The organism is Clostridium sp. KLE 1755 (genome assembly GCF_000466465.2).
In the GTDB taxonomy this organism is placed as follows: Bacteria; Bacillota; Clostridia; order Lachnospirales; family Lachnospiraceae; genus Eisenbergiella; species Eisenbergiella porci.
On record NZ_KE992777.1, the window covers coordinates 75,481 to 93,848 of the forward strand.

Below are 18,368 nucleotides of genomic sequence, written 5' to 3' on the forward strand. Positions count from 1 at the left end.
GGTCCCGGAGTATGCGGGGCGGGAATCCTTTTTATTAGCTTTAGCGTGTAAATGACAGGGAGAAAATACCATGATAGAATTAAAGGCTTATAATAAAAATGCCTGTGAGAAAATAATTAAAACCAGCAGCATTTATTTTTCCAATGTATTAGCTTTTCATACACCAGGAAGGGTATGGGTGGATAATGAAGAGAATATCAAGCTTATTCTGGTATATAGCGATTACCAAAAAGGATTTCAGTTTATGGGAAGTACTGTGCCGGAAGCTAAATACGCGGAAATTAGAGAGTTTGTTGATACAGTAATTGTAGATTTTATGAAGAAAAAGGAACTGACGGTTTTTGAGTATGGAGCTGATACGGATGCATTAATAAAAATGCTGGATAAGATATTTGTTGGAAAGGAGATTAGCAAATCTAAACAGCTTGTTTTTGAATATGAGGGGAATGTGGGGATGAAAAGTTTTGGGGAGAATTATCAAATAGTTCCGATTGATCATTCCTTTTTCAATAATAATTACAGCAATATAAATTATATCGTGGATGAAATAATGTTGAGTAGTGGAAGCATTGAATGTTATTTGCAAAATGGATTTGGTTATGCGGCAATTGATAATGACAGAATAATTGCAAGAGCTATGGTTGTTTTTCAATATGCCGGTATGGATAATATCAGTGTCGATACCCTGGAGGGATACCGTAATAAAGGATTATCCACGAAATTAGTACTAAATACTTTGGGACAGGTCCTTGCAAGAAAGCATGTTCCGTTGTGGGATTGTGATGAAGAGAATATACCATCAAAAAAAGTTGCGGAAAAATGCGGTTTTGTAGTGAGTTATCAGGAACAGGTATGCTGGTTTGAAATTAATGCTGGAAAATAAGAAGAATAAATGAAAAAAGAAAGTGCAGGAAACGAAAAAGTGTTGGAGTAGTACGCCGATATTTGTTATAATGATTTGAGAAAAATGGTTGAGTCGACAGAGCAGTGAAGTGGGAGGGGGAGAATGACAGAGGGAATATTTGCAGGTGTCGGAATAACAGTAGCACTGCTTATTTTGTTTACCTCGCTTAAGTTTATCTGCGAAAAAGAACAGGCAGACATAATATTTTGCAGAAAGAGGTACGAGACATGATTATTTTTATAAGGCAGGAGGAAGAAAAGGATTACCGCCGTGTGGAAGAGGTGACAAGGCAGGCATTTTCCTATCCTGGAAGAATTGAAAATGGTAAAATAGGCTGTCCCTACGAGCATTGGATGGTTAATGAGCTGCGCCGCAGGGATGGAATATTGTCTTTAAGCCTGGTTGCAGAAGTGGAGCAGCAGGTGGTTGGGCACATTATATGCAGCAAAGCGGTGGTCCGAAAAGAAGAAATAACGCTGCCGGTCCTGAATTTCGGCCCTCTCAGCGTTTTGCCCGAATATCAGCGGAAGGGTGTTGGGAAGGCGCTTATAAACGGGATGCTGGAAAAAGCAAAAGCAGAGGGTCATGGAGCCATTCTATTTTTCGGCCGGCCGGAGTATTATCCGCAGTTTGGATTTAAGGAAGCTTCTGTGTATGGGATTTCGGATTGTGAGGGATATAATTTTTCCGCTTTTATGGCAATGGAGCTGATTCCGGGTTATTTACTTCCGGCAAAGGGCGGGAGATATTATGAATCCGATATCTACAATGATGATCTGCACCGTGAAGAGGTGAAGGAGTTTGACAAGACTTTTTAGGCGGAAAGAGTATTTATAATAGGAAGAAAAGGGGAGCAGCATGTATTATTCAACAACATATCCTTCTCCTGTGGGCTTATTGACCCTGGCCTGTGATTTGACCGGCAGCAAGCTTGTGGGGGTATGGCTGGAGGGGCAGAAGTATCATGGGAATACCATTATGGACGGCATGACGGAAAAAAGCGGCATGCCTGTATTCGACAGGACGAAGGACTGGCTGGACCGCTATTTTGACGGGAAAAAGCCCGTGGCAGACGAACTGCCGTTAGCGCCTGTGGGCAGCAAATTCCGTCAGGAGGTATGGCGTATTTTATGTGAAATCCCATATGGCGAGGTGATTACCTATGGGGATATCGCAAAGAAAATGGCTGCAAAGATGGGAAGAACAAGCATGTCGGGCCAGGCAATCGGCGGTGCGGTGGGGCATAACCCTGTTTCCATTATTATTCCATGCCACCGGGTGGTAGGGGCAAATGGCAGCCTGACCGGGTATGCGGGAGGTATTCCTGCCAAAATAAAGCTGCTTGAACTGGAAGGCGTGGATATGTCCCGGTTATTTGTGCCGAAGAGGGGCACGGCGTTATAAGCGCTGTGTCTGTTAAAATAAAAAAGAAAGGGAATAAAAAAATGAAGAAGAAAGCAATTATCAGCAGTATTATCACTGTACTGTGTATCGTAGCAGCAGTGGTTCTGCGGATTGCCATGGACAAGGTTGACGTGGAATACACGGAGGTGAAGGCAACCGTCGTAAGCTCTGAAGAAAGAGTGAGGCGTGTATATGGAAAAAGCCAGAAGTATTACGAGGTGGTAGTGGAGTACGAAGGCCGGGAATACGAGCTGCAGAATGTTTATAACAGTTATTCCTACATGCCTGGCAGGGAGACAACAGCGTATCTGCATGATGGCAAGCTGTATGCGAACGTTGCGGGAATTACCAGCACCACCCCGGTGGCTACGGTTTATTTCGTGTTTCTTTTCGCATCTGTTGGTATGGTGATTGTGACCTGCATGTTATTCAGCAAGGCGAAACAGGAAAAATAACAGGGGTAAATGTATAGAAGGAGTGTTCTGCCAGAGCAGGTTAGCTTAGGTTCACTGCCTTTATAAGTTCGTTATCAAGCAATAAATACATAGGGAGGAATTAAAAATGGGAGAAGAAAAAAGAACCAACCCCGGAGATTCCAACAGAATCACGAGGGAATATATGGACTCACTGCTGCTGGAAATGCGTCATCTGGACGGAAAGCTGCCGGTGACGGAAATGGAGCTTTACGGGGAAACGTTTGCCACGCCGGTAATGACAGCCGCCCTGTCGCACCTGAATAATGTACATGAGACAGGGATGGCCGGACTGGCGGAAGGCGCGCATCTGGCCGGAGCCGTAAACTGGGCCGGCATGGGTGATGAAGAGGAGCTGGAAAGAATCACGGCCACAGGGGCGCGGACAATTAAGATTATCAAGCCCTATGAAGACAACGATTATATTATCAGCCGGATCAGACATGCAGAAAAATGCGGTGTCCTGGCGGTTGGAATGGACATAGATCATGCTTTTTCCTGGAAGGGAACCTATGATAACGTCTGCGGCATGCAGATGAAGGCGAAATCCCTGGAGGAGCTGAAGGAATTCGTAAAGGCGACGAAGCTGCCGTTTATTGTAAAAGGCGTATTGAGTGAGCGGGACGCATATAAATGCCTGGAGGCGGGAGTGCAGGGAATCGTGGTTTCCCATCACCATGGAATTATGGATTACGCAGTGCCTCCGTTTAAAATCCTGCCTTCTATTGCAAAAGTAATACAGAAGCAGATTCCTGTTTTCGTGGACTGCTGCATTGAGAGCGGCGCGGATGTCCTGAAAGCGCTGGCGCTGGGCGCGGATGCGGTCTGTGTGGGAAGAGCGCTCATGGGGCCCCTGGGAGAGAAAGGCCCTGAGGGAGTGCGGGAAAAGATCGAATCCATTACGGAAGAGCTTGCAGGGATGATGGCACATACGGGCTGTGCGGATCTGGCGCATATTGACCCTGAGATCATATGGAATAGATAAAGGGCATGCATTAAGTACCGGAAAAAGGACAGTATTTATCAGGATAAGCAAAATACGTAATTCATAATTTGTTCACAGAACAGACATAAAAAATTCATTTGTATTGGAGCCTGCTCCAGGTGATAAAATGAATCACATGTAACAGTTCAGACAGGGCTGTATATCTTTCAATTACATCAGGCCGGGCAGGAAAATATTGACTGCCGGAGGATGCGGATCTATACTTAATAACTGTAGCTGGCAGGAGGGCGGCATTCCAAGAATGCATATAATGTACCGAAGTACAGTTCCCTCATTTCTGCATATACAGGTACAATTCGCTGAACGTTTGGGAAGCAGCGGTGCTTCTTGCATTTTTAAATAATTTTAATGATGGAACTATGGATGCCATGAAGGCGTTGGATTCCTTAAGGGAAGCATACTTCACGGCATCCGTTTTTGTTTGGCGCCCGAACGGATGTGTGGATGAAACAGCATGTATAAAATCAGGCGTATGTTTTTCCGGGAAGCTCTTCCGGGAAGAAATATCTGACACAAATGGGAGGACAACGACAAATGAAAAAGAAAACAATGGCAGCATTTATTTTGACTGTGAGCCTTGTTGCAGCCGCGCTGTCCGGCTGCGGCAGCAGTGCTGAAAACGGCAACATGGGAAACGGCGGCAGTGCGGAAAACGGCGGCAGTGCGCAGCAGGACCCGGCACAGTCAGGACAGGCAGCAGAAGCGCAGGGTGCGGCGGCTGAGAGCGTCCAGGGGGAATCCGGGCAGGCAAAGGATTCCGTAATTGTAACCATGCCGTCCACCTCGGAGCCGGAGGCGGGCTTTGATCCTGTTTATGGCTGGGGTGCGGGTGAGCATGTGCATGAGCCGCTGATCCAGAGCACATTGACGACTACCACGGCAGATTTAAAAATAGGGAAAGATCTGGCCACGGATTACTCTGTCAGCGAGGATGGGCTTACCTGGACGGTAACAATACGGAACGATGTGAAATTTACGGACGGAGAGCCGCTGACAGCCTCCGATGTGGCTTTTACCTACAACCTTTGTGTACAAAACAGCAGCGTCAATGATTTTACCATGCTGAAGGAAGCTGTGGCTTTGGATGATACCACGGTGGAATTCCACATGAATACGCCTTTTTCCATCTGGCCTTATACCATGGCTATTGTGGGAATTGTGCCGGAGCATGCTTATGATGAGAATTACGGGCAGAACCCCATTGGCTCGGGCCGTTACCTTATGAAGCAGTGGGATAAGGGGCAGCAGGTGATTTTTGAAGCGAACCCGGATTATTATGGCGAGGAAATCAAAATCAAAAAGCTTACCGTTTTGTTCATGGATGAGGATGCGGCGCTGGCAGCAGCTATGGCCGGCCAGGCAGATGTGGCGCATACGGCGGCGTCCTATGCGGATCAGGTGATTGACGGTTATCAGCTGCTCCGGGTGGCCAGCGTGGATAACAGGGGGATTAACCTTCCCACAGTATCACCGCAGGAGCGGGACAGTAAACCCATTGGCAATGCGGTAACCTCCGATGCGGCGGTGCGCCGTGCCATTAATATAGGGATTGACCGGGAAGAAATGATTGACAATGTGCTCAATGGCTATGGTACGCCGGCCTACAGCGTATGTGACAAGATGCCCTGGTATAATCCATCGGCGCAGGTGGCATATGATCCGGACGCTGCGAAGCAGCTGCTTGAGGAGGCCGGCTGGAAGCAAGGCAGCGACGGCATCCGGGAAAAAGACGGGGTGAGGGCGGCCTTTTCGGTGATGTATACCCCCGGGGATTCGGTGCGCCAGGCCCTGGCCGAGGATTTGGCAAACCAGTTAAGGGAGCTTGGCATTGAGGTGACAACGGAGGGCGCAGGCTGGGATGTGGCTTATGATAAGGCGCAGGCGCAGCCCCTGGTATGGGGATGGGGGGCGCATACCCCCATGGAGCTTTATAATATTTACCATACCCTTCCGGCCACAGGAAGTGCGGAATATTCTCCTTATTCCAATAAAGCAGTGGATAATTACATGGATGGTGCATTGAAGGCAGGGGATCTGGAATCCACCTATGAGCTGTGGCAGAAGGCACAGTGGGACGGGAAAACCGGAGTTACCCAGGAGGGGGATATCCCCTGGGTATGGCTGTGTAATGTGGATCATCTTTATTATGTAAGGGACGGCCTGCAGGTGGCCGGACAGAAAATCCATCCTCATGGGCATGGATGGTCAATCGTCAATAATGTGGATCAGTGGGAGTGGAAATAAACGTGAAAGAGAACCGTCTGGTAAGACGAATCGGGAAAAAATTCATAAGAATGCTTCTGCTTCTGGTCACGGTGAGCATTGTAACCTTTACCCTGGTAAGCATGTCGCCCATTGACCCGCTTCAGGCCAATGTGGGACAGGCGGCGCTGGGCGCCATGAGCCAGGAGCAGAAGGCCCGGCTGGAGGAGTACTGGGGGGTGAACACCCCTCCGGTACGCCGCTATCTGAACTGGGGAAAGGCCTTCCTTTCCGGGGATATGGGAACCTCCCTGCTTTACAGACAGCCGGTTAACCGGGTGATCGGCGTGAAGCTGGCCAATTCCCTGTTCCTTATGGTGATCGCCTGGCTGATTTCCGGTATCCTGGGACTGCTTTTGGGGATGTTTGCCGGTATCTTCCGGGGAACCTGGATCGACAGGGTGATCAGAGGCTATTCCCTGTTGATTTCCAGTACGCCTGTGTTCTGGCTGGCGCTTCTTCTGCTTCTTGTCTTTGCCGTGTGGCTGAAGGTGCTTCCTATCGGCTTAAGCGTGCCCATCGGCGTGGAGGCGTCGGGTGTGACCTTTTTTGACAGGGTGCGCCATGCCGTGCTTCCTGCAATTACCTTAAGCATCACAGGCGTTGCGGGAATTACGCTGCATACCCGGGAAAAAATGATAGATGTCATGGAAAGCGACTACATGCTTTTTGCCCGGGCAAGGGGGGAAAGCACCTGGACCATGGTAAAAAGGCATGGCCTGCGTAACATCCTTCTTCCGGCAATGACGCTCCAGTTCGCTTCCGTCAGTGAAATCATCGGCGGCTCCGTCCTGGTGGAGCAGGTTTTTTCCTATCCGGGCCTGGGGCAGGCGGCGGTTACGGCGGGTACGGGAAGCGATGTGCCGCTGCTGATGGGAATTACGCTGGTGACGGCGGGCATCGTTTTTCTTGGTAATTTTATTGCCGATGTGCTTTACGGTGTGATCGATCCCCGTATGAGGAAGGGAGGGGAGCCTTCATGAACCGGAGAAAAAGAACCCTGCTGATTTTCGGCCTGGCACTTCTTTTCCTGGCGACGGTGACGCTGTCCGGAATGCTTTGCCATGATGCAGCGCGAAAGACGGATTTCAGCGTAAAAAACCTGCGTCCCTGCGGATTGTATCTGTTCGGTACAGACTGGCTGGGGCGGGATATGCTGGCCCGCACTCTGACAGGGCTTTCCATGAGCATCCGCATCGGACTGTGCACCGCGGGAATCAGCGCCTGCATCGCCCTGGCGCTGGGTATCATGTCCGCAGTGCTGGGGAGCCGGGTGGACGCTGTGATTTCCTTCCTGATTGACACCATTATGGGAATTCCCCATATCCTTCTGCTGATTCTGGTTTCCTTTGCCTTTGGAAAGGGCTTTAAGGGCGTGGTGTTAGGTGTGGCGCTGACGCACTGGCCGTCCCTGGCCAGAGTTATCCGAAGCGAGGTCATGCAGCTTAAGGACAGTGAATACATTCAGTCGGCGGCCAGGCTGGGACAGGGAAAGCTTACCATTGCCGTAAGGCATATGCTGCCCCATCTTTTTCCCCAGTTCGCGGTGGGGCTGATTCTGATGTTTCCCCATGCCATACTGCATGAGGCCAGCATCACCTTCCTTGGCTTCGGCCTTACCTCCGAGCAGCCTGCCATCGGCGTCATTTTGTCGGAAAGCATGAGGTACCTGATTACGGGGAAATGGTGGCTTGCCGTGCTTCCGGGCGTCATGCTGGTATTGACGGTAGAGCTGTTTGACGTGGCGGGGAATGCGCTCAGGAGGCTGCTGGATCCGTCCAGCGTGCAGGAATAGGGCAGGCTTTGGCGGTAACTGTGAGTAACTGTGAGGGTAAGCTGCATTTCCACAAATAACATTTTAAGAAAATACATTTTCAGAAATAAGCGAGGCGGAACATGATCTGTTCGGAGAAATTTCATATATTGGAAATCAGGGATCTGTCCGTTTCCTTCCGGCAGTATGACAAGGGGACGAGACAGGTGGATCTTCCGGTCATATCCAGGCTGAACGTGGCGGTGCATGAAGGGGAAATCGTAGCGGTGGTAGGCTCCAGCGGCTCAGGGAAAAGCCTTCTTGCCCACGCGGTCATGGGGCTGCTTCCCTCCAATGCACGGTGCGGCGGGGATATTTATTTCCTTCAGGAGCCGCTGACGCCAAAGAGGCTTGCGCATATCAGGGGAAAAGAGATTGCGCTGGTGCCCCAGAGTGTCACTTATCTGGATCCTTTGATGAAGGTGGGAAAGCAGGTGCGTGGAGGAAGGAAGGATCGGGAAGCCGGAAAGCGGCAGCAGGCGCTTTTTTCCCAGTATGGCCTGCCGGAGGATACGGCGGAAAAATACCCTTTTGCCTGTTCCGGCGGAATGAGCCGGCGGATTCTCCTGGCAACGGCCCTGATGGAAAATCCAAGGCTGATCATAGCGGACGAGCCGACCCCGGGCATGGAACTGGCGCTGGCAAAAAAAGCGATGGAGGATTTCCGGCGGTTTGCGGATGCGGGAAACGGCGTGCTGCTGATTACCCATGATATCGAACTGGCGCTGGAGGTGGCGGACAGAATCGCCGTTTTTTATGCGGGGACAACGGTGGAGGAAGCGTTGGTGGGAGATTTTGCCTCCCAGGAGCTTCTGCGCCACCCTTATACCAGGGCTTTATGGAGGGCTATGCCCCGGAACGGCTTTACTCCCATTGACGGTGTACAGCCTTATGTCAAGGATCTGCCGGAAGGCTGTGTATTCGGGCCGAGGTGTCCGGATTTCTCTCCGGAATGTCTGGGGGAGATTCCGGAACGGGTGGTGCGCTGCGGTACGGTGCGCTGTATCAAATGCAGGGAGGATGATTCCCATCACCACCATGGAAAGGGATTGGAATCGGCGGTAAAGGAGGCCAACGGACATGCTGGAAGCTGAAAATATTTTTTTCTCCTATCAAAAGGGAGAACCGCCGGTGCTCAAGGGCGTCAGCCTCAGCGTGGGCCCCGGGGAGCGGGTGGGCGTGCTTGCGCCCAGCGGTTATGGAAAAACGACGCTGATGAAAATACTGGCAGGATATCTGCAGCCGGATGCAGGCCGTGTACTTGTGGATGGGAAACCGCTTCCTGCAAAAGGTTACTGTCCGGTGCAGATGGTCTGGCAGCACCCGGAAAGGGCGGTGAACCCCCGCCTCACCCTGCGCAAAACGCTGGCGGAGGGCGACGGCATTGACCGCAGGCTGGAAGAAGGGCTGGGGATTGAAGAGGACTGGAAGGGTCGCTTTCCCCAGGAACTGTCCGGCGGGGAGCTGCAGCGTTTCTGCATTGCCAGGGCGCTGGGAAGGCGTACCAGGTATCTGATTGCGGACGAAATCAGCAGCATGCTGGATCTGATTACCCAGGGGCAGATATGGAATTTCCTCATGGAGGAGACGGCGCGGCGGCAGATTGGCATGCTGGTGGTCAGCCACAGCCGGGAGCTTCTGGATTACGTATGCACCAGGCAGGTGGAGCTGAAAGGGCTGCAGGGAACGGAGTTGTTGAAAACAGGCAGACAGGAGAAGACGAATGGATACACAGGAAATTTTAATGCAGTTTAAAAACGGGGAAATGTCACTGGAGGAAGCGGAGGCTTATCTGAAGCGTCAGCCTTTTGAGGATATGGGATATGCCAAGCTGGATTCCCACAGAAAGCTGCGTTCCGGTTTCGCGGAGGTTATTTTCTGCAGCGGCAAGGCGGATGCCCATCTGAAGGAGATTTTCAGACATTTGTATGAGGAAGAAGGGGAGGTGCTGGGAACGAGGGCGTCGCTTTCTCAGTACGAACTGATTAAGAAGGAATTTCCCCAGGTACAGTATGATGAGATTTCCCGCATCCTCAAGATTGAAAAAGAAGGGAAGAAGAGGATTGGCAGGATTGCCGTGTGCACGGCAGGTACGGCGGATATTCCCGTGGCGGAGGAAGCGGCGCAGACGGCGGAATATTTCGGCTCAAATGTGGACCGTATTTATGATGTGGGAGTGAGTGGTATTCACAGGCTGATGTCCCGGCTGGATGTGATACAGAGCGCCAACTGCGTGGTTGCGGTGGCGGGGATGGAAGGGGCGCTGGCCAGCGTCATCGGCGGGCTGGTGAGCAATCCGGTGCTGGCCGTGCCCACCTCGGTAGGCTATGGCGCTAATATGCACGGGCTGTCCGCGCTTCTGACCATGATCAATTCCTGTGCCAACGGGATTGCGGTGCTCAACATCGACAACGGCTACGGCGCAGGTTATATGGCGACGCAGATCAACAGGCTGGCGGTACGGCAGGGTGATGGTGTATAATATACGGCAGAGGACAGAAAAACGGAGCCTGCGGGTGCAGGCGGACAGGAGCATAAATGGACGAAATTTTATATTTGGAATGCCTTTCCGGCATCAGTGGTGATATGACGGTGGCGGCCCTGCTGGATTTGGGGGCTGACGAGGAGGTGCTGCGCAGGGCGCTTTCCAGCCTGCCGCTTAGCGGCTTTTCCGTTGAAATCAAAAGGGTTGTGAAATCAGGGCTGGATGTATGTGATTTTAATGTGGTGCTGGATGAGGCGCATGAGAACCATGACCATGATATGGAGTATCTTTACGGCAACGGGGAGCATGTCCATGAAGGGCACAGCCATGACGAACACGATCATGGAGGGCACAGCCACGGCGAACACGATCATGAAGGGCACAGCCACATCCCGGAAGCGCACTCTCATGGGGAACAACACAGCATCACCGAAGAAGTGCACAGCCACGGAGAACATCACGGACATCACCATCACCACCATGAGCACCGCGGCCTGAAGGAAATCCTTCATATCATAGATCATGCTGAAATTTCAGACCGGGCAAAGGAAACTGCCTGCCGCATTTTCCGGATACTGGCGGAAGCGGAATCAGCCGCCCATGGCGTCCCGATGGAGGAGGTTCATTTTCATGAGGTGGGCGCGGTGGACTCCATCGTCGATATCGTGGCGGCGGCGGTGTGCCTGGATAATCTGAATATCACCAGGGCTGTGGTGCCCGTGCTCTGCGAAGGCAGCGGCTTTGTCAGATGCCAGCACGGCATAATTCCCGTACCGGTACCCGCGGTTGCAAACATTGCCGGGGCCAACGGGCTGAAGCTGAAGCTGACGGAAATTCAGGGAGAGCTGGTCACACCCACCGGAGCAGCCATTGTGGCTGCGGTGAAGACGGATGATAAGCTTCCGGAAGCCTTTACCATAGTGAAAACAGGAATGGGAGCGGGCAAACGCAGCTACGAACGCCCAAGCATACTGCGGGCGATGCTGATCCGCGGTGAGGAGAGCAGAAAGGACACCATCTGCAAGCTGGAAACAAATATCGATGACTGCACCGGCGAGATGCTGGGATATGTCATGGACAGGCTGTTTGAAGAAGGAGCGAGGGATGTGCATTACATTCCCGTGTTCATGAAGAAGAACCGCCCTGCCTACCAGCTGAATGTTATCTGTTCCGAAGAGGATGCGGACAGGCTGGAACGGGTTATTTTTGCGGAAACCACTACCATCGGCATCCGCAGGCTATGTATGGAAAGGACTGTGCTGCCAAGAGAGGTAATACAGGTCGGCACGCCTCTGGGCCAGGCATCCGTAAAGGTATGCAGGCTGGAGGGGGAAAACAGATACTATCCGGAATATGCGGATGCCGCCAGGCTGAGCAGGGAACATAAACGCCCCTTTATGGAGGTTTATGAAATGATAAAGGCGGCCTGTCCGGAAAAACAGGACGTGCAGCCTGCGGAATAAATGTCCGGACACGCTCCGTACAGGGGATGCGCAGACATGCCGGCGTATTTGCCGCACGGCAAAAAGGAAGTCTTTTAAAAGGAGTATTCATGGAAGGGACAGAGGAAAAGAGACAGAAACTGGCGGAAATGATGGATAAGCTTGCCGGAGAGGATATCATGGTGGCGTTTTCAGGAGGCGTGGACAGCAGCCTCCTGCTGAAGGCCGCCTGTGACAGCGCAGGCCGGACCGGGAAAAAAGTATATGCGGTTACCATACAGACCGCCCTTCACCCGACGGAGGATATTGAGGTGGCAGGACGTGTGGCAAAGGAAATGGGGGCCGTCCATGTGATTCTGTCCGTAGACGAGCTGGCGGAGGCCGGAATTGAAGACAATCCGGTTGACCGCTGCTACCGCTGCAAAAAACTTCTTTTTCAGAAAATGAAGAAGAAGGCGCAGGAGCTTGGCGTCCCGGTGATTGTGGAGGGAACCAATGCAGACGACCTGACGGTGTACCGTCCTGGCATCCGGGCGATCCGGGAGTTGGGCATTACCAGCCCGCTGGCCCTTCTTGGCATCACCAAGGAGGAGGTGCGTAAGTTTGCCGGGGAATATGGGATTTCCGTTTCCAACCGGCCCTCGGCCCCCTGCCTGGCTACCCGTTTCCCCTATGGGACCAGGCTGAATATGGATAAAATGAAACAGGTGGATCAGGGGGAAGCTTATCTGCGCAGCCTGGGACTTTATAACGTGCGCATCCGTGTGCATGGGGAGGTTGCCAGAATCGAAGTGGACGAAAAGGATATGCCGGCGGTACTGGCACACAGAAAAGATCTGGTTTCCAGACTGGAAGCGCTGGGCTTTCTGTATGTTACACTTGACTTGAAGGGATTCCGTTCGGGCAGCATGGATACGGGCCTTAATGCGGAAACGGCTGAATACTGATTGTAACAGCCCGGTCCCCGGATGAACTGTTACGGCTGATTAAGTAAAAAAGCAGGATGATAAAATGGACAGAAGTGAAAAAGCGATTTTTACCAATATGTGCATGGTGTATGATGGCAACGGAAACGTTCTGGTACAGAACAGAAAGGATAAAGAATGGGGCGGCATAACCTTTCCCGGCGGCCATGTGGAGAAAAAGGAATCCTTCACGGATTCCGTAATCCGGGAAGTTTATGAGGAAACCGGCCTTAAGATCAAAAACCCCGTCCTTTGCGGAGTGAAGCAGTGGCAGGAAGAGGAAGATGTCCGCTATGTGGTCCTCTGTTATAAAACCGGCCATTTTGAGGGCGAGCTTCGTTCCTCGGAGGAAGGGGAGGTATACTGGGTAAAACGGTCGGAGCTGATGGCTCAGCCGCTTGCCTCCGGAATGGAGCTGATGTTCCAGCTGTTCCTGAAGGACGAGGTAAATGAGCATTATTTATATGAAGATGAAGGGGAGTGGAAGCAGGTTCTGAAATGAGCCTGCTTTTGTTTTTGCGCGCCCTGCGGGCGTACGTTCTGCTGTGATTGGTTGATATGCCCCTCTTTTGCCCTGGAAGCATGGCATGGAAAGCCATATTAAACAGCATATGACGGGTAATTTAGCAGTGAGTTGGTAAAAATACCGGTTTAAGACCAGAATTGACCGTAAAATGATTTAAAAAATTGTCGCAGAGTGCTATAATTGTAATGGATTGTGTAACTGGTAGAATGAATCCGGTTTAGAAAAAAGTTCTGCCTGCTATTCAGAACAATAAAACGGAGGGAAAGTACATGTATCCATATGAAAGTTTTCTGCAGGAATCAAATCAAATTCTCCAGAATTTATCAGATGATTTTGCGTATTATCTTTTGTATCTGGATTTTACGGATTTTCAGATGGTGAATCATTTCTATGGAATGGAAGCCGGGGACAGCCTTCTTCGGGCAATGGAGGAGGCTTTGAAAAGGGATCCCCAGGTCAGGACCTGTGTAAATATTTTTTCTGATCAGTTCCTCTGCCTGATACAGACAGAAAAAGACGTGGATGTGGAAAAAATCATCATATCTTATCAGCAGCGTTCCCGTCTGTTCCTTGAGGAACAGGGAACGAATTACCCTTTATGTACATTAAAGCTTTCCTGCGGTATCTGCAAAGTAACCGGCGGAAACTTAAAATATGCGGTGGACGGCGCCAATCTGGCGCGTAAGGAGGCGAAGAGGCGCGGCTCCTTAAGGGCATTCCCCTACAGTGACGCCATGCAGAAGCAGATGACTGATCAGTATGAGCTGGAGCGGGCTGTCAATGACTCCCTCCGGGAGGAAAGGTTCCTTTTTTATCTCCAGCCCAAGGTGGATTTGGAAACAGGCAGGACGATAGGGGCGGAGGCGCTGGCGAGAAGGGTCGGCCGTGATGGAAGCATTATTTATCCGGATGCTTTTCTTTCTGTCATGGAAGCCAATGGGAGCATTGTGGAGCTGGATATGCTGATTTACAGGAAGGTGTGCGCCTTCCTGGCAGATAGAAGGGAAAAAGGGCTGCCGGTGGTGCAGACTTCGGTAAACCTGTCGCGCCTGCATATCCATAATCCGGAAACCGCCGATATCATCCATTCTGTCGCGCAGGCTTATGAAATCCCGTCCGATCTTCTGGAGTTTGAATTGACGGAAACCATTCTGCTGGATGAATTTTCCGGAGCCAAGCAGCTGATTGACCGGCTGAGGGCGTACGGCTACCGGGTGTCCATAGATGATTTCGGCTCCGGCTATTCGGGAATCAATATATGGCAGGAGCTGAATTTTGATGTCCTGAAGCTGGACAAGAAGTTCCTTTCCACAAAAAAGGAACTGGTATACAGGAATGAAGCGATTGTACCGAATATGATAAATATTGCGCAGCGTCTTCATGTGCAGGTCCTGTGTGAGGGTGTGGAAACGGAAGAGCAGTGCCTTTATCTGAAGCGGCTGGGCTGCCCGACGGGACAGGGGTATTATTTTTCCAGGCCCATACCGCCGGAGGATTTTTATGCCCGGTATGAAAGCTCCGGCGGGTTTTACCAGGTGCCTTCCGAAAGGAATGTGCAGCAGGCCGAACCTGTGAAAAAAAAGACTGTGGAAAAGAAAAACGCAAAGAACGGGGAATATAAATTTGACAGAAGATGGTATCTGGCGGCAGGCCTGGCAGCGGTGATTTTCCTGAGTATTTCCGTAGCTCTGGCCGTTTCTTATTTTTATAATTCGGCGCGTTCGGAATTTACGCAGATCATGACGGAGAACCTGAATACCTATACCTCGGGCCAGCGTGAAGAAATACTGGCTGAAATGGACAGGATGAAAAATATGCTGGATGCATTGGCGGTTCTTGTAGGACAGCAGGAAGATACGTATGCTGTGGAAGGATATCTGACCGCTTTAAGCGAGGCCAGGGAGGATGAGTGGTATATCTATACGAGTGAGAAAAAGCTGGAAGAGAGTATCAGGACCGGGAAAGCGCGGGAGGAGGACGCCCGGATAGTGGAACGTCTGAAGGAAGGTGAGACTGTCATTTCCGATATTACATATTCTGACAGGCTTGGCGGCCTGTACTGTATTACTATCGGCGTCCCGGTTTATCAAAACGGAAAGTTTGCAGGGACGCTTCGGGGCATTATCAATGCGGATATGCTTGTGGCCACATCTTTTTACCCTGCGGTACAGGGAAAGGTGTTCCGCTGTCTGATCACCGATGGGCAGGGCAATATCATCCCGGTGAAAAAAGGCGACGGGGAATGGGAAGGCAGCCTGGCGGACAGGATGGCCGAGGAAGGAATTGACGGCGATATCTGCAGGGATATGCTGAAGTACCTGGAGAATGGGGAAAACGCCAGCATCCGTGTGGGAGAAAGAGAAGGCGTGCCGATTTACTTTTCTGTAGTGGATCTGGGAATTAACGACTGGCATTATGTGGTGTGCTTCCAGGCGGATATGGCCAACAGCCATATGGAAAGGATTGTTTACCGTACCATGTGCGGAACTGTGGCTCTTCTGGTGGCAGTAGCCGTCTTCTGCGTTTTCCTCTTTTCGCTTTTCCTGAAAATGGCAAAGCATATCGGTGTGGAGGAACGGCGGTATTTGCTGCTGGAGCAGTTTTCCGATACGGTGCTGTTTGATTATGATATCCGACGTGATATTATCCGGTTTACTCCCAATGCGGACAGGCTTTTCAGAATTCATGGCCTGGTGCAGAAGGATTTCCTGAAAAATATGGGGAACAGATATATTTACGGCGGTGATATTGAGGAAGTCAGCCAGCTGTTTTCCGGCCGGCTGAAGAAGGATAAAAAGGAAGTCCGCGTCAGGCTGATGTATCCTGACAGGGATAATTATTTCTGGACGCTGATCCAGTACCGCTATGATTACAAAAAGGGAACCGTTTCTTCCGTAGTTGGTAAGATTACGGACATTGAGGAACAAAAAAGGCATGAGGAGTATCTTCTGGAAATGTCGGAGACAGACGGCCTGACCGGTCTGCGCAACAAGCTGGCCACAGAGGTTGAAATCCGCAGGCGGCTTCAGGAGGAATGCATCGGACTGCTGTTCATGATTGATTTGGATAACTTCAAGCTGGTGAATGATTCTTATGGGCATGCCGGAGGCGATGAAGCCCTCTGCTTTGTGGGAAGCTGCCTGCAGAAGGTGTTCAGGGCCGATGATGTGATCGGCCGCATCGGCGGGGATGAGTGGATGGTATTTCTTAATTCCACGAACAGCCGGGAACTGGCAGGAAAGAAGGCAGAGCTTTTGATGCAGCACCTGAAGCTGGGCATGGAGCAGGGGATACCGCCATTATCCGTGAGCATAGGGATTTCCAGGTGCCCGGAGGACGGAAGTCAGTTTGTGGATCTGTTTAATGCGGCGGATCGCGCCATGTATGAGGCAAAAAGGAAAGGGAAAAACTGTTATTGCTTTTCCAGGCCGTATGGAACAAGGACGGATAGGTAAAACGCCGGGAACCCGGCGGCGGGCATAAAGCCCGCGCGCCTTAATCAGTGAAGCGTTGTCCTGCCAGGAAGTATTTTATTCCGGGGTAACGGAGGGAAGGGAGCTTAAGTTGTTGTTTTCTGTTTCGTCAGGGATGGATTTCAGATATTCGGTATCCTTTCGGTGGGCGATGCCGACTCCCCTGATTTCTCCGTCCTTTGCCAGGGCAACGCCTTCTTCCTTGGAAACCGTGGAGCCGTCGGAGAGCTGATAGCCGGTGATACGGCCGCTTTCCTTTACAAGACCCACGATATCCTTTGCATCACTTTTGGTCTGCGGAATGCTGTCCAGCGCATTTTTTGCCAGTGCAGAATCCGGTATCTCGTTATTATCCATGGTCAAATGTCCTTTCTTTCCAAGGCGGCCTGCCATATAGGGGCCGCGGTGTTTTTTCTCAGTTGCCGGCAGTTACAATACAGTCCCGGATGAACTGTGACAATTAGTATCCGCAGTGCAAAAAAAGTTATTCAGATAACCGGCGGAATGTGATATGATATTGTTTTCAGGTAATAACTGTAAAGGTACAAAACAGTTATCCCAGATATTAAAAAATGTGAGGGAGCAGATATGACAAGTGAGTTTGGCATGGCGGTTCATGCGCTTACCTTTTTAAACCATAAGGGGGAAATGGTTTCCAGCGAGGTGCTGGCGGAAAATATATGTACCAATCCGGCCCGTGTGCGCAAGGTTATGGCGAAGCTGAAAAGAGCGGGGCTGGTAACCACCAGGGAAGGGCTGGATGGAGGCTATTTATTCAACGGGCCTGCGGATAAGGTGACGCTTAGCATGATTGCGCAGGCGGTGGAGGCCAGGTTTGTATCTTCCTCCTGGAAGAGCGGGAACCAGGATATGGACTGCCTTGTGGCTTCGGGGATGGCCGGCCTTCTTGACGGAATTTATGATCAGCTGGATCGCCGCTGCTATGAAAGGCTGGAAAAACTGACAATTGAAGACATAAACGGAAAAATTTTCGGAGCCGGGTGACGAGCCTGGCTTTACCTTGTAAGGAGGGAAGGGAAAATGCGCGTTTCAAAGGCATCGGAGGAAAGAAGGCAGGAGATACTGGACGCGGCAATGCGGGTTTTTTATGAGAAGGGGTATGAAAAGACGTCCATCAGTGACATTGCGTTGAAGCTGGGGGTGGCGCAGGGGCTGATTTACAGGTATTTCAAATCAAAGGAGGCACTTTTTGACGGGGCGTTGGAAAATTATGCCGGACGGCTGGCTGAGCAGATGGGGGAAGCGATCAGGGACGGTCGGACAACGCTGCGGGAAAAGATTATGAGTACGCAGTCTTTCATCCATATTGAGGATGACGACAGCTATTATTATAAAATTTTTAACAGCCCGGACAAAAAAGGCGTCTATCAGAAGCTTTCACTGAAGGTGGCGGAGCGGCTGGTGCCTCATGTGACGGATGCGATCACGGAGGAGATGAAGCTGGGGCGTCTCACTGCGGTGGAGGATCCGGAAACGGTAGCTTCCTTTTGCGTCTACGGGCAGCTGGGGATATTATTCCGTGAAGATATCAGCGGCCTCCAGAAAGCGGAGAGGATCAGAAAGTTTGTTGCAGGACAGATACGGTAGGAAAAGG

19 protein-coding genes are annotated in these 18,368 nt (G+C 51.1%); 18 read left to right on the top strand and 1 reads right to left on the bottom strand.

Going from position 1 to position 18,368, the window contains the following annotated elements; all coding sequences use genetic code 11:
• The first annotated feature begins 70 nt into the window (after nt 1–70).
• The 16 genes from HMPREF1548_RS25910 (at nt 71) to HMPREF1548_RS25980 (ending at nt 16,735) form a co-directional block, all read left to right on the top strand.
• Nucleotides 71–883 (top strand): GNAT family N-acetyltransferase, encoded by an 813-nt coding sequence (locus HMPREF1548_RS25910; RefSeq protein WP_021639756.1) that lies wholly within the window; start codon nt 71–73, stop codon nt 881–883.
• Nucleotides 884–1,006: 123 nt separating this feature from the next.
• On the top strand, nt 1,007–1,135 hold the full coding sequence (locus HMPREF1548_RS30730) for a hypothetical protein (RefSeq protein WP_021639757.1): 129 nt from the start codon (nt 1,007–1,009) through the stop codon (nt 1,133–1,135).
• Entirely contained in the window at nt 1,132–1,722 is a 591-nt protein-coding gene (locus HMPREF1548_RS25915) for a GNAT family N-acetyltransferase (RefSeq protein ID WP_021639758.1), read from the top strand. The genes HMPREF1548_RS30730 and HMPREF1548_RS25915 overlap by 4 nt, the downstream gene beginning before the upstream one ends.
• A 40-nt stretch (nt 1,723–1,762) precedes the next feature.
• Entirely contained in the window at nt 1,763–2,308 is a 546-nt protein-coding gene (locus tag HMPREF1548_RS25920; protein ID WP_035324020.1) for a methylated-DNA--[protein]-cysteine S-methyltransferase, read from the top strand.
• A 41-nt stretch (nt 2,309–2,349) separates the two neighbouring features.
• A complete protein-coding gene (locus HMPREF1548_RS25925; RefSeq protein WP_035324094.1) occupies nt 2,350–2,763 on the top strand; it encodes a hypothetical protein in 414 nt (137 codons plus the stop codon).
• A gap of 106 nt (nt 2,764–2,869) precedes the next feature.
• The gene (locus tag HMPREF1548_RS25930; protein ID WP_021639761.1) at nt 2,870–3,766 is read left to right on the top strand and encodes an alpha-hydroxy acid oxidase; all 897 of its coding nucleotides are present in this window, start codon (nt 2,870–2,872) and stop codon (nt 3,764–3,766) included.
• Nucleotides 3,767–4,321: 555 nt separating this feature from the next.
• A complete protein-coding gene (locus HMPREF1548_RS25935; protein ID WP_051358482.1) occupies nt 4,322–6,031 on the top strand; it encodes an ABC transporter substrate-binding protein in 1,710 nt (569 codons plus the stop codon).
• 50 nt (nt 6,032–6,081) lie between these two features.
• Nucleotides 6,082–7,032, top strand: a complete 951-nt coding sequence (locus HMPREF1548_RS25940; RefSeq protein ID WP_051358486.1) for an ABC transporter permease — start codon at nt 6,082–6,084, stop codon at nt 7,030–7,032.
• Nucleotides 7,029–7,844 carry an ABC transporter permease gene (locus HMPREF1548_RS25945; RefSeq protein ID WP_021639765.1) on the top strand — a complete coding sequence of 272 codons (816 nt, stop codon included), beginning with the start codon at nt 7,029–7,031 and terminating at the stop codon, nt 7,842–7,844. The genes HMPREF1548_RS25940 and HMPREF1548_RS25945 overlap by 4 nt, the downstream gene beginning before the upstream one ends.
• A 101-nt stretch (nt 7,845–7,945) precedes the next feature.
• Nucleotides 7,946–8,956, top strand: a complete 1,011-nt coding sequence (locus HMPREF1548_RS25950) for an ABC transporter ATP-binding protein (RefSeq protein ID WP_021639766.1) — start codon at nt 7,946–7,948, stop codon at nt 8,954–8,956.
• Complete coding sequence (locus HMPREF1548_RS25955; protein ID WP_021639767.1) at nt 8,943–9,617, top strand: ABC transporter ATP-binding protein; 675 nt, start codon at nt 8,943–8,945, stop codon at nt 9,615–9,617. The genes HMPREF1548_RS25950 and HMPREF1548_RS25955 overlap by 14 nt, the downstream gene beginning before the upstream one ends.
• Nucleotides 9,586–10,344, top strand: coding sequence for a nickel pincer cofactor biosynthesis protein LarB (gene larB, locus HMPREF1548_RS25960; RefSeq protein WP_025491332.1), 759 nt, complete (start codon nt 9,586–9,588; stop codon nt 10,342–10,344). The genes HMPREF1548_RS25955 and larB overlap by 32 nt, the downstream gene beginning before the upstream one ends.
• Nucleotides 10,345–10,400: 56 nt before the next feature.
• The gene (gene larC, locus HMPREF1548_RS25965; protein WP_021639769.1) at nt 10,401–11,810 is read left to right on the top strand and encodes a nickel pincer cofactor biosynthesis protein LarC; all 1,410 of its coding nucleotides are present in this window, start codon (nt 10,401–10,403) and stop codon (nt 11,808–11,810) included.
• 89 nt (nt 11,811–11,899) lie between these two features.
• Nucleotides 11,900–12,736 carry an ATP-dependent sacrificial sulfur transferase LarE gene (larE, locus tag HMPREF1548_RS25970; protein ID WP_035324023.1) on the top strand — a complete coding sequence of 279 codons (837 nt, stop codon included), beginning with the start codon at nt 11,900–11,902 and terminating at the stop codon, nt 12,734–12,736.
• A 64-nt stretch (nt 12,737–12,800) separates the two neighbouring features.
• Nucleotides 12,801–13,256 (top strand): 8-oxo-dGTP diphosphatase, encoded by a 456-nt coding sequence (locus HMPREF1548_RS25975; protein WP_021639771.1) that lies wholly within the window; start codon nt 12,801–12,803, stop codon nt 13,254–13,256.
• 293 nt (nt 13,257–13,549) lie between these two features.
• Nucleotides 13,550–16,735 carry an EAL domain-containing protein gene (locus tag HMPREF1548_RS25980; protein ID WP_021639772.1) on the top strand — a complete coding sequence of 1,062 codons (3,186 nt, stop codon included), beginning with the start codon at nt 13,550–13,552 and terminating at the stop codon, nt 16,733–16,735.
• A gap of 75 nt (nt 16,736–16,810) precedes the next feature.
• On the opposite strand, the gene HMPREF1548_RS25985 is transcribed toward HMPREF1548_RS25980, so the two are convergent.
• Nucleotides 16,811–17,110, bottom strand: a complete 300-nt coding sequence (locus tag HMPREF1548_RS25985; RefSeq protein WP_025491336.1) for a DUF3892 domain-containing protein — start codon at nt 17,108–17,110, stop codon at nt 16,811–16,813.
• A gap of 231 nt (nt 17,111–17,341) precedes the next feature.
• On the opposite strand from HMPREF1548_RS25985, the gene HMPREF1548_RS25990 reads away from it, so the two are divergent.
• Together HMPREF1548_RS25990 and HMPREF1548_RS25995 are read left to right on the top strand one after the other, a co-directional pair.
• Nucleotides 17,342–17,758 (top strand): RrF2 family transcriptional regulator, encoded by a 417-nt coding sequence (locus HMPREF1548_RS25990; protein ID WP_021639775.1) that lies wholly within the window; start codon nt 17,342–17,344, stop codon nt 17,756–17,758.
• Between the two features lie 36 nt (nt 17,759–17,794).
• Nucleotides 17,795–18,361 (top strand): TetR/AcrR family transcriptional regulator, encoded by a 567-nt coding sequence (locus tag HMPREF1548_RS25995; protein ID WP_021639776.1) that lies wholly within the window; start codon nt 17,795–17,797, stop codon nt 18,359–18,361.
• Nucleotides 18,362–18,368 lie beyond the last annotated feature (7 nt).

Bases quoted from the DNA above. Each gene is read 5' to 3' on its own strand.
- HMPREF1548_RS25910 (WP_021639756.1), top strand. From the start codon at position 71: ATGATAGAATTAAAGGCTTATAATAAAAATGCCTGTGAGAAAATAATT.
- HMPREF1548_RS30730 (WP_021639757.1), top strand. From the start codon at position 1,007: ATGACAGAGGGAATATTTGCAGGTGTCGGAATAACAGTAGCACTGCTT.
- HMPREF1548_RS25915 (WP_021639758.1), top strand. From the start codon at position 1,132: ATGATTATTTTTATAAGGCAGGAGGAAGAAAAGGATTACCGCCGTGTG.
- HMPREF1548_RS25920 (WP_035324020.1), top strand. From the start codon at position 1,763: ATGTATTATTCAACAACATATCCTTCTCCTGTGGGCTTATTGACCCTG.
- HMPREF1548_RS25925 (WP_035324094.1), top strand. From the start codon at position 2,350: ATGAAGAAGAAAGCAATTATCAGCAGTATTATCACTGTACTGTGTATC.
- HMPREF1548_RS25930 (WP_021639761.1), top strand. From the start codon at position 2,870: ATGGGAGAAGAAAAAAGAACCAACCCCGGAGATTCCAACAGAATCACG.
- HMPREF1548_RS25935 (WP_051358482.1), top strand. From the start codon at position 4,322: ATGAAAAAGAAAACAATGGCAGCATTTATTTTGACTGTGAGCCTTGTT.
- HMPREF1548_RS25940 (WP_051358486.1), top strand. From the start codon at position 6,082: ATGCTTCTGCTTCTGGTCACGGTGAGCATTGTAACCTTTACCCTGGTA.
- HMPREF1548_RS25945 (WP_021639765.1), top strand. From the start codon at position 7,029: ATGAACCGGAGAAAAAGAACCCTGCTGATTTTCGGCCTGGCACTTCTT.
- HMPREF1548_RS25950 (WP_021639766.1), top strand. From the start codon at position 7,946: ATGATCTGTTCGGAGAAATTTCATATATTGGAAATCAGGGATCTGTCC.
- HMPREF1548_RS25955 (WP_021639767.1), top strand. From the start codon at position 8,943: ATGCTGGAAGCTGAAAATATTTTTTTCTCCTATCAAAAGGGAGAACCG.
- larB (WP_025491332.1), top strand. From the start codon at position 9,586: ATGGATACACAGGAAATTTTAATGCAGTTTAAAAACGGGGAAATGTCA.
- larC (WP_021639769.1), top strand. From the start codon at position 10,401: ATGGACGAAATTTTATATTTGGAATGCCTTTCCGGCATCAGTGGTGAT.
- larE (WP_035324023.1), top strand. From the start codon at position 11,900: ATGGAAGGGACAGAGGAAAAGAGACAGAAACTGGCGGAAATGATGGAT.
- HMPREF1548_RS25975 (WP_021639771.1), top strand. From the start codon at position 12,801: ATGGACAGAAGTGAAAAAGCGATTTTTACCAATATGTGCATGGTGTAT.
- HMPREF1548_RS25980 (WP_021639772.1), top strand. From the start codon at position 13,550: ATGTATCCATATGAAAGTTTTCTGCAGGAATCAAATCAAATTCTCCAG.
- HMPREF1548_RS25985 (WP_025491336.1), bottom strand. From the start codon at position 17,110: ATGGATAATAACGAGATACCGGATTCTGCACTGGCAAAAAATGCGCTG.
- HMPREF1548_RS25990 (WP_021639775.1), top strand. From the start codon at position 17,342: ATGACAAGTGAGTTTGGCATGGCGGTTCATGCGCTTACCTTTTTAAAC.
- HMPREF1548_RS25995 (WP_021639776.1), top strand. From the start codon at position 17,795: ATGCGCGTTTCAAAGGCATCGGAGGAAAGAAGGCAGGAGATACTGGAC.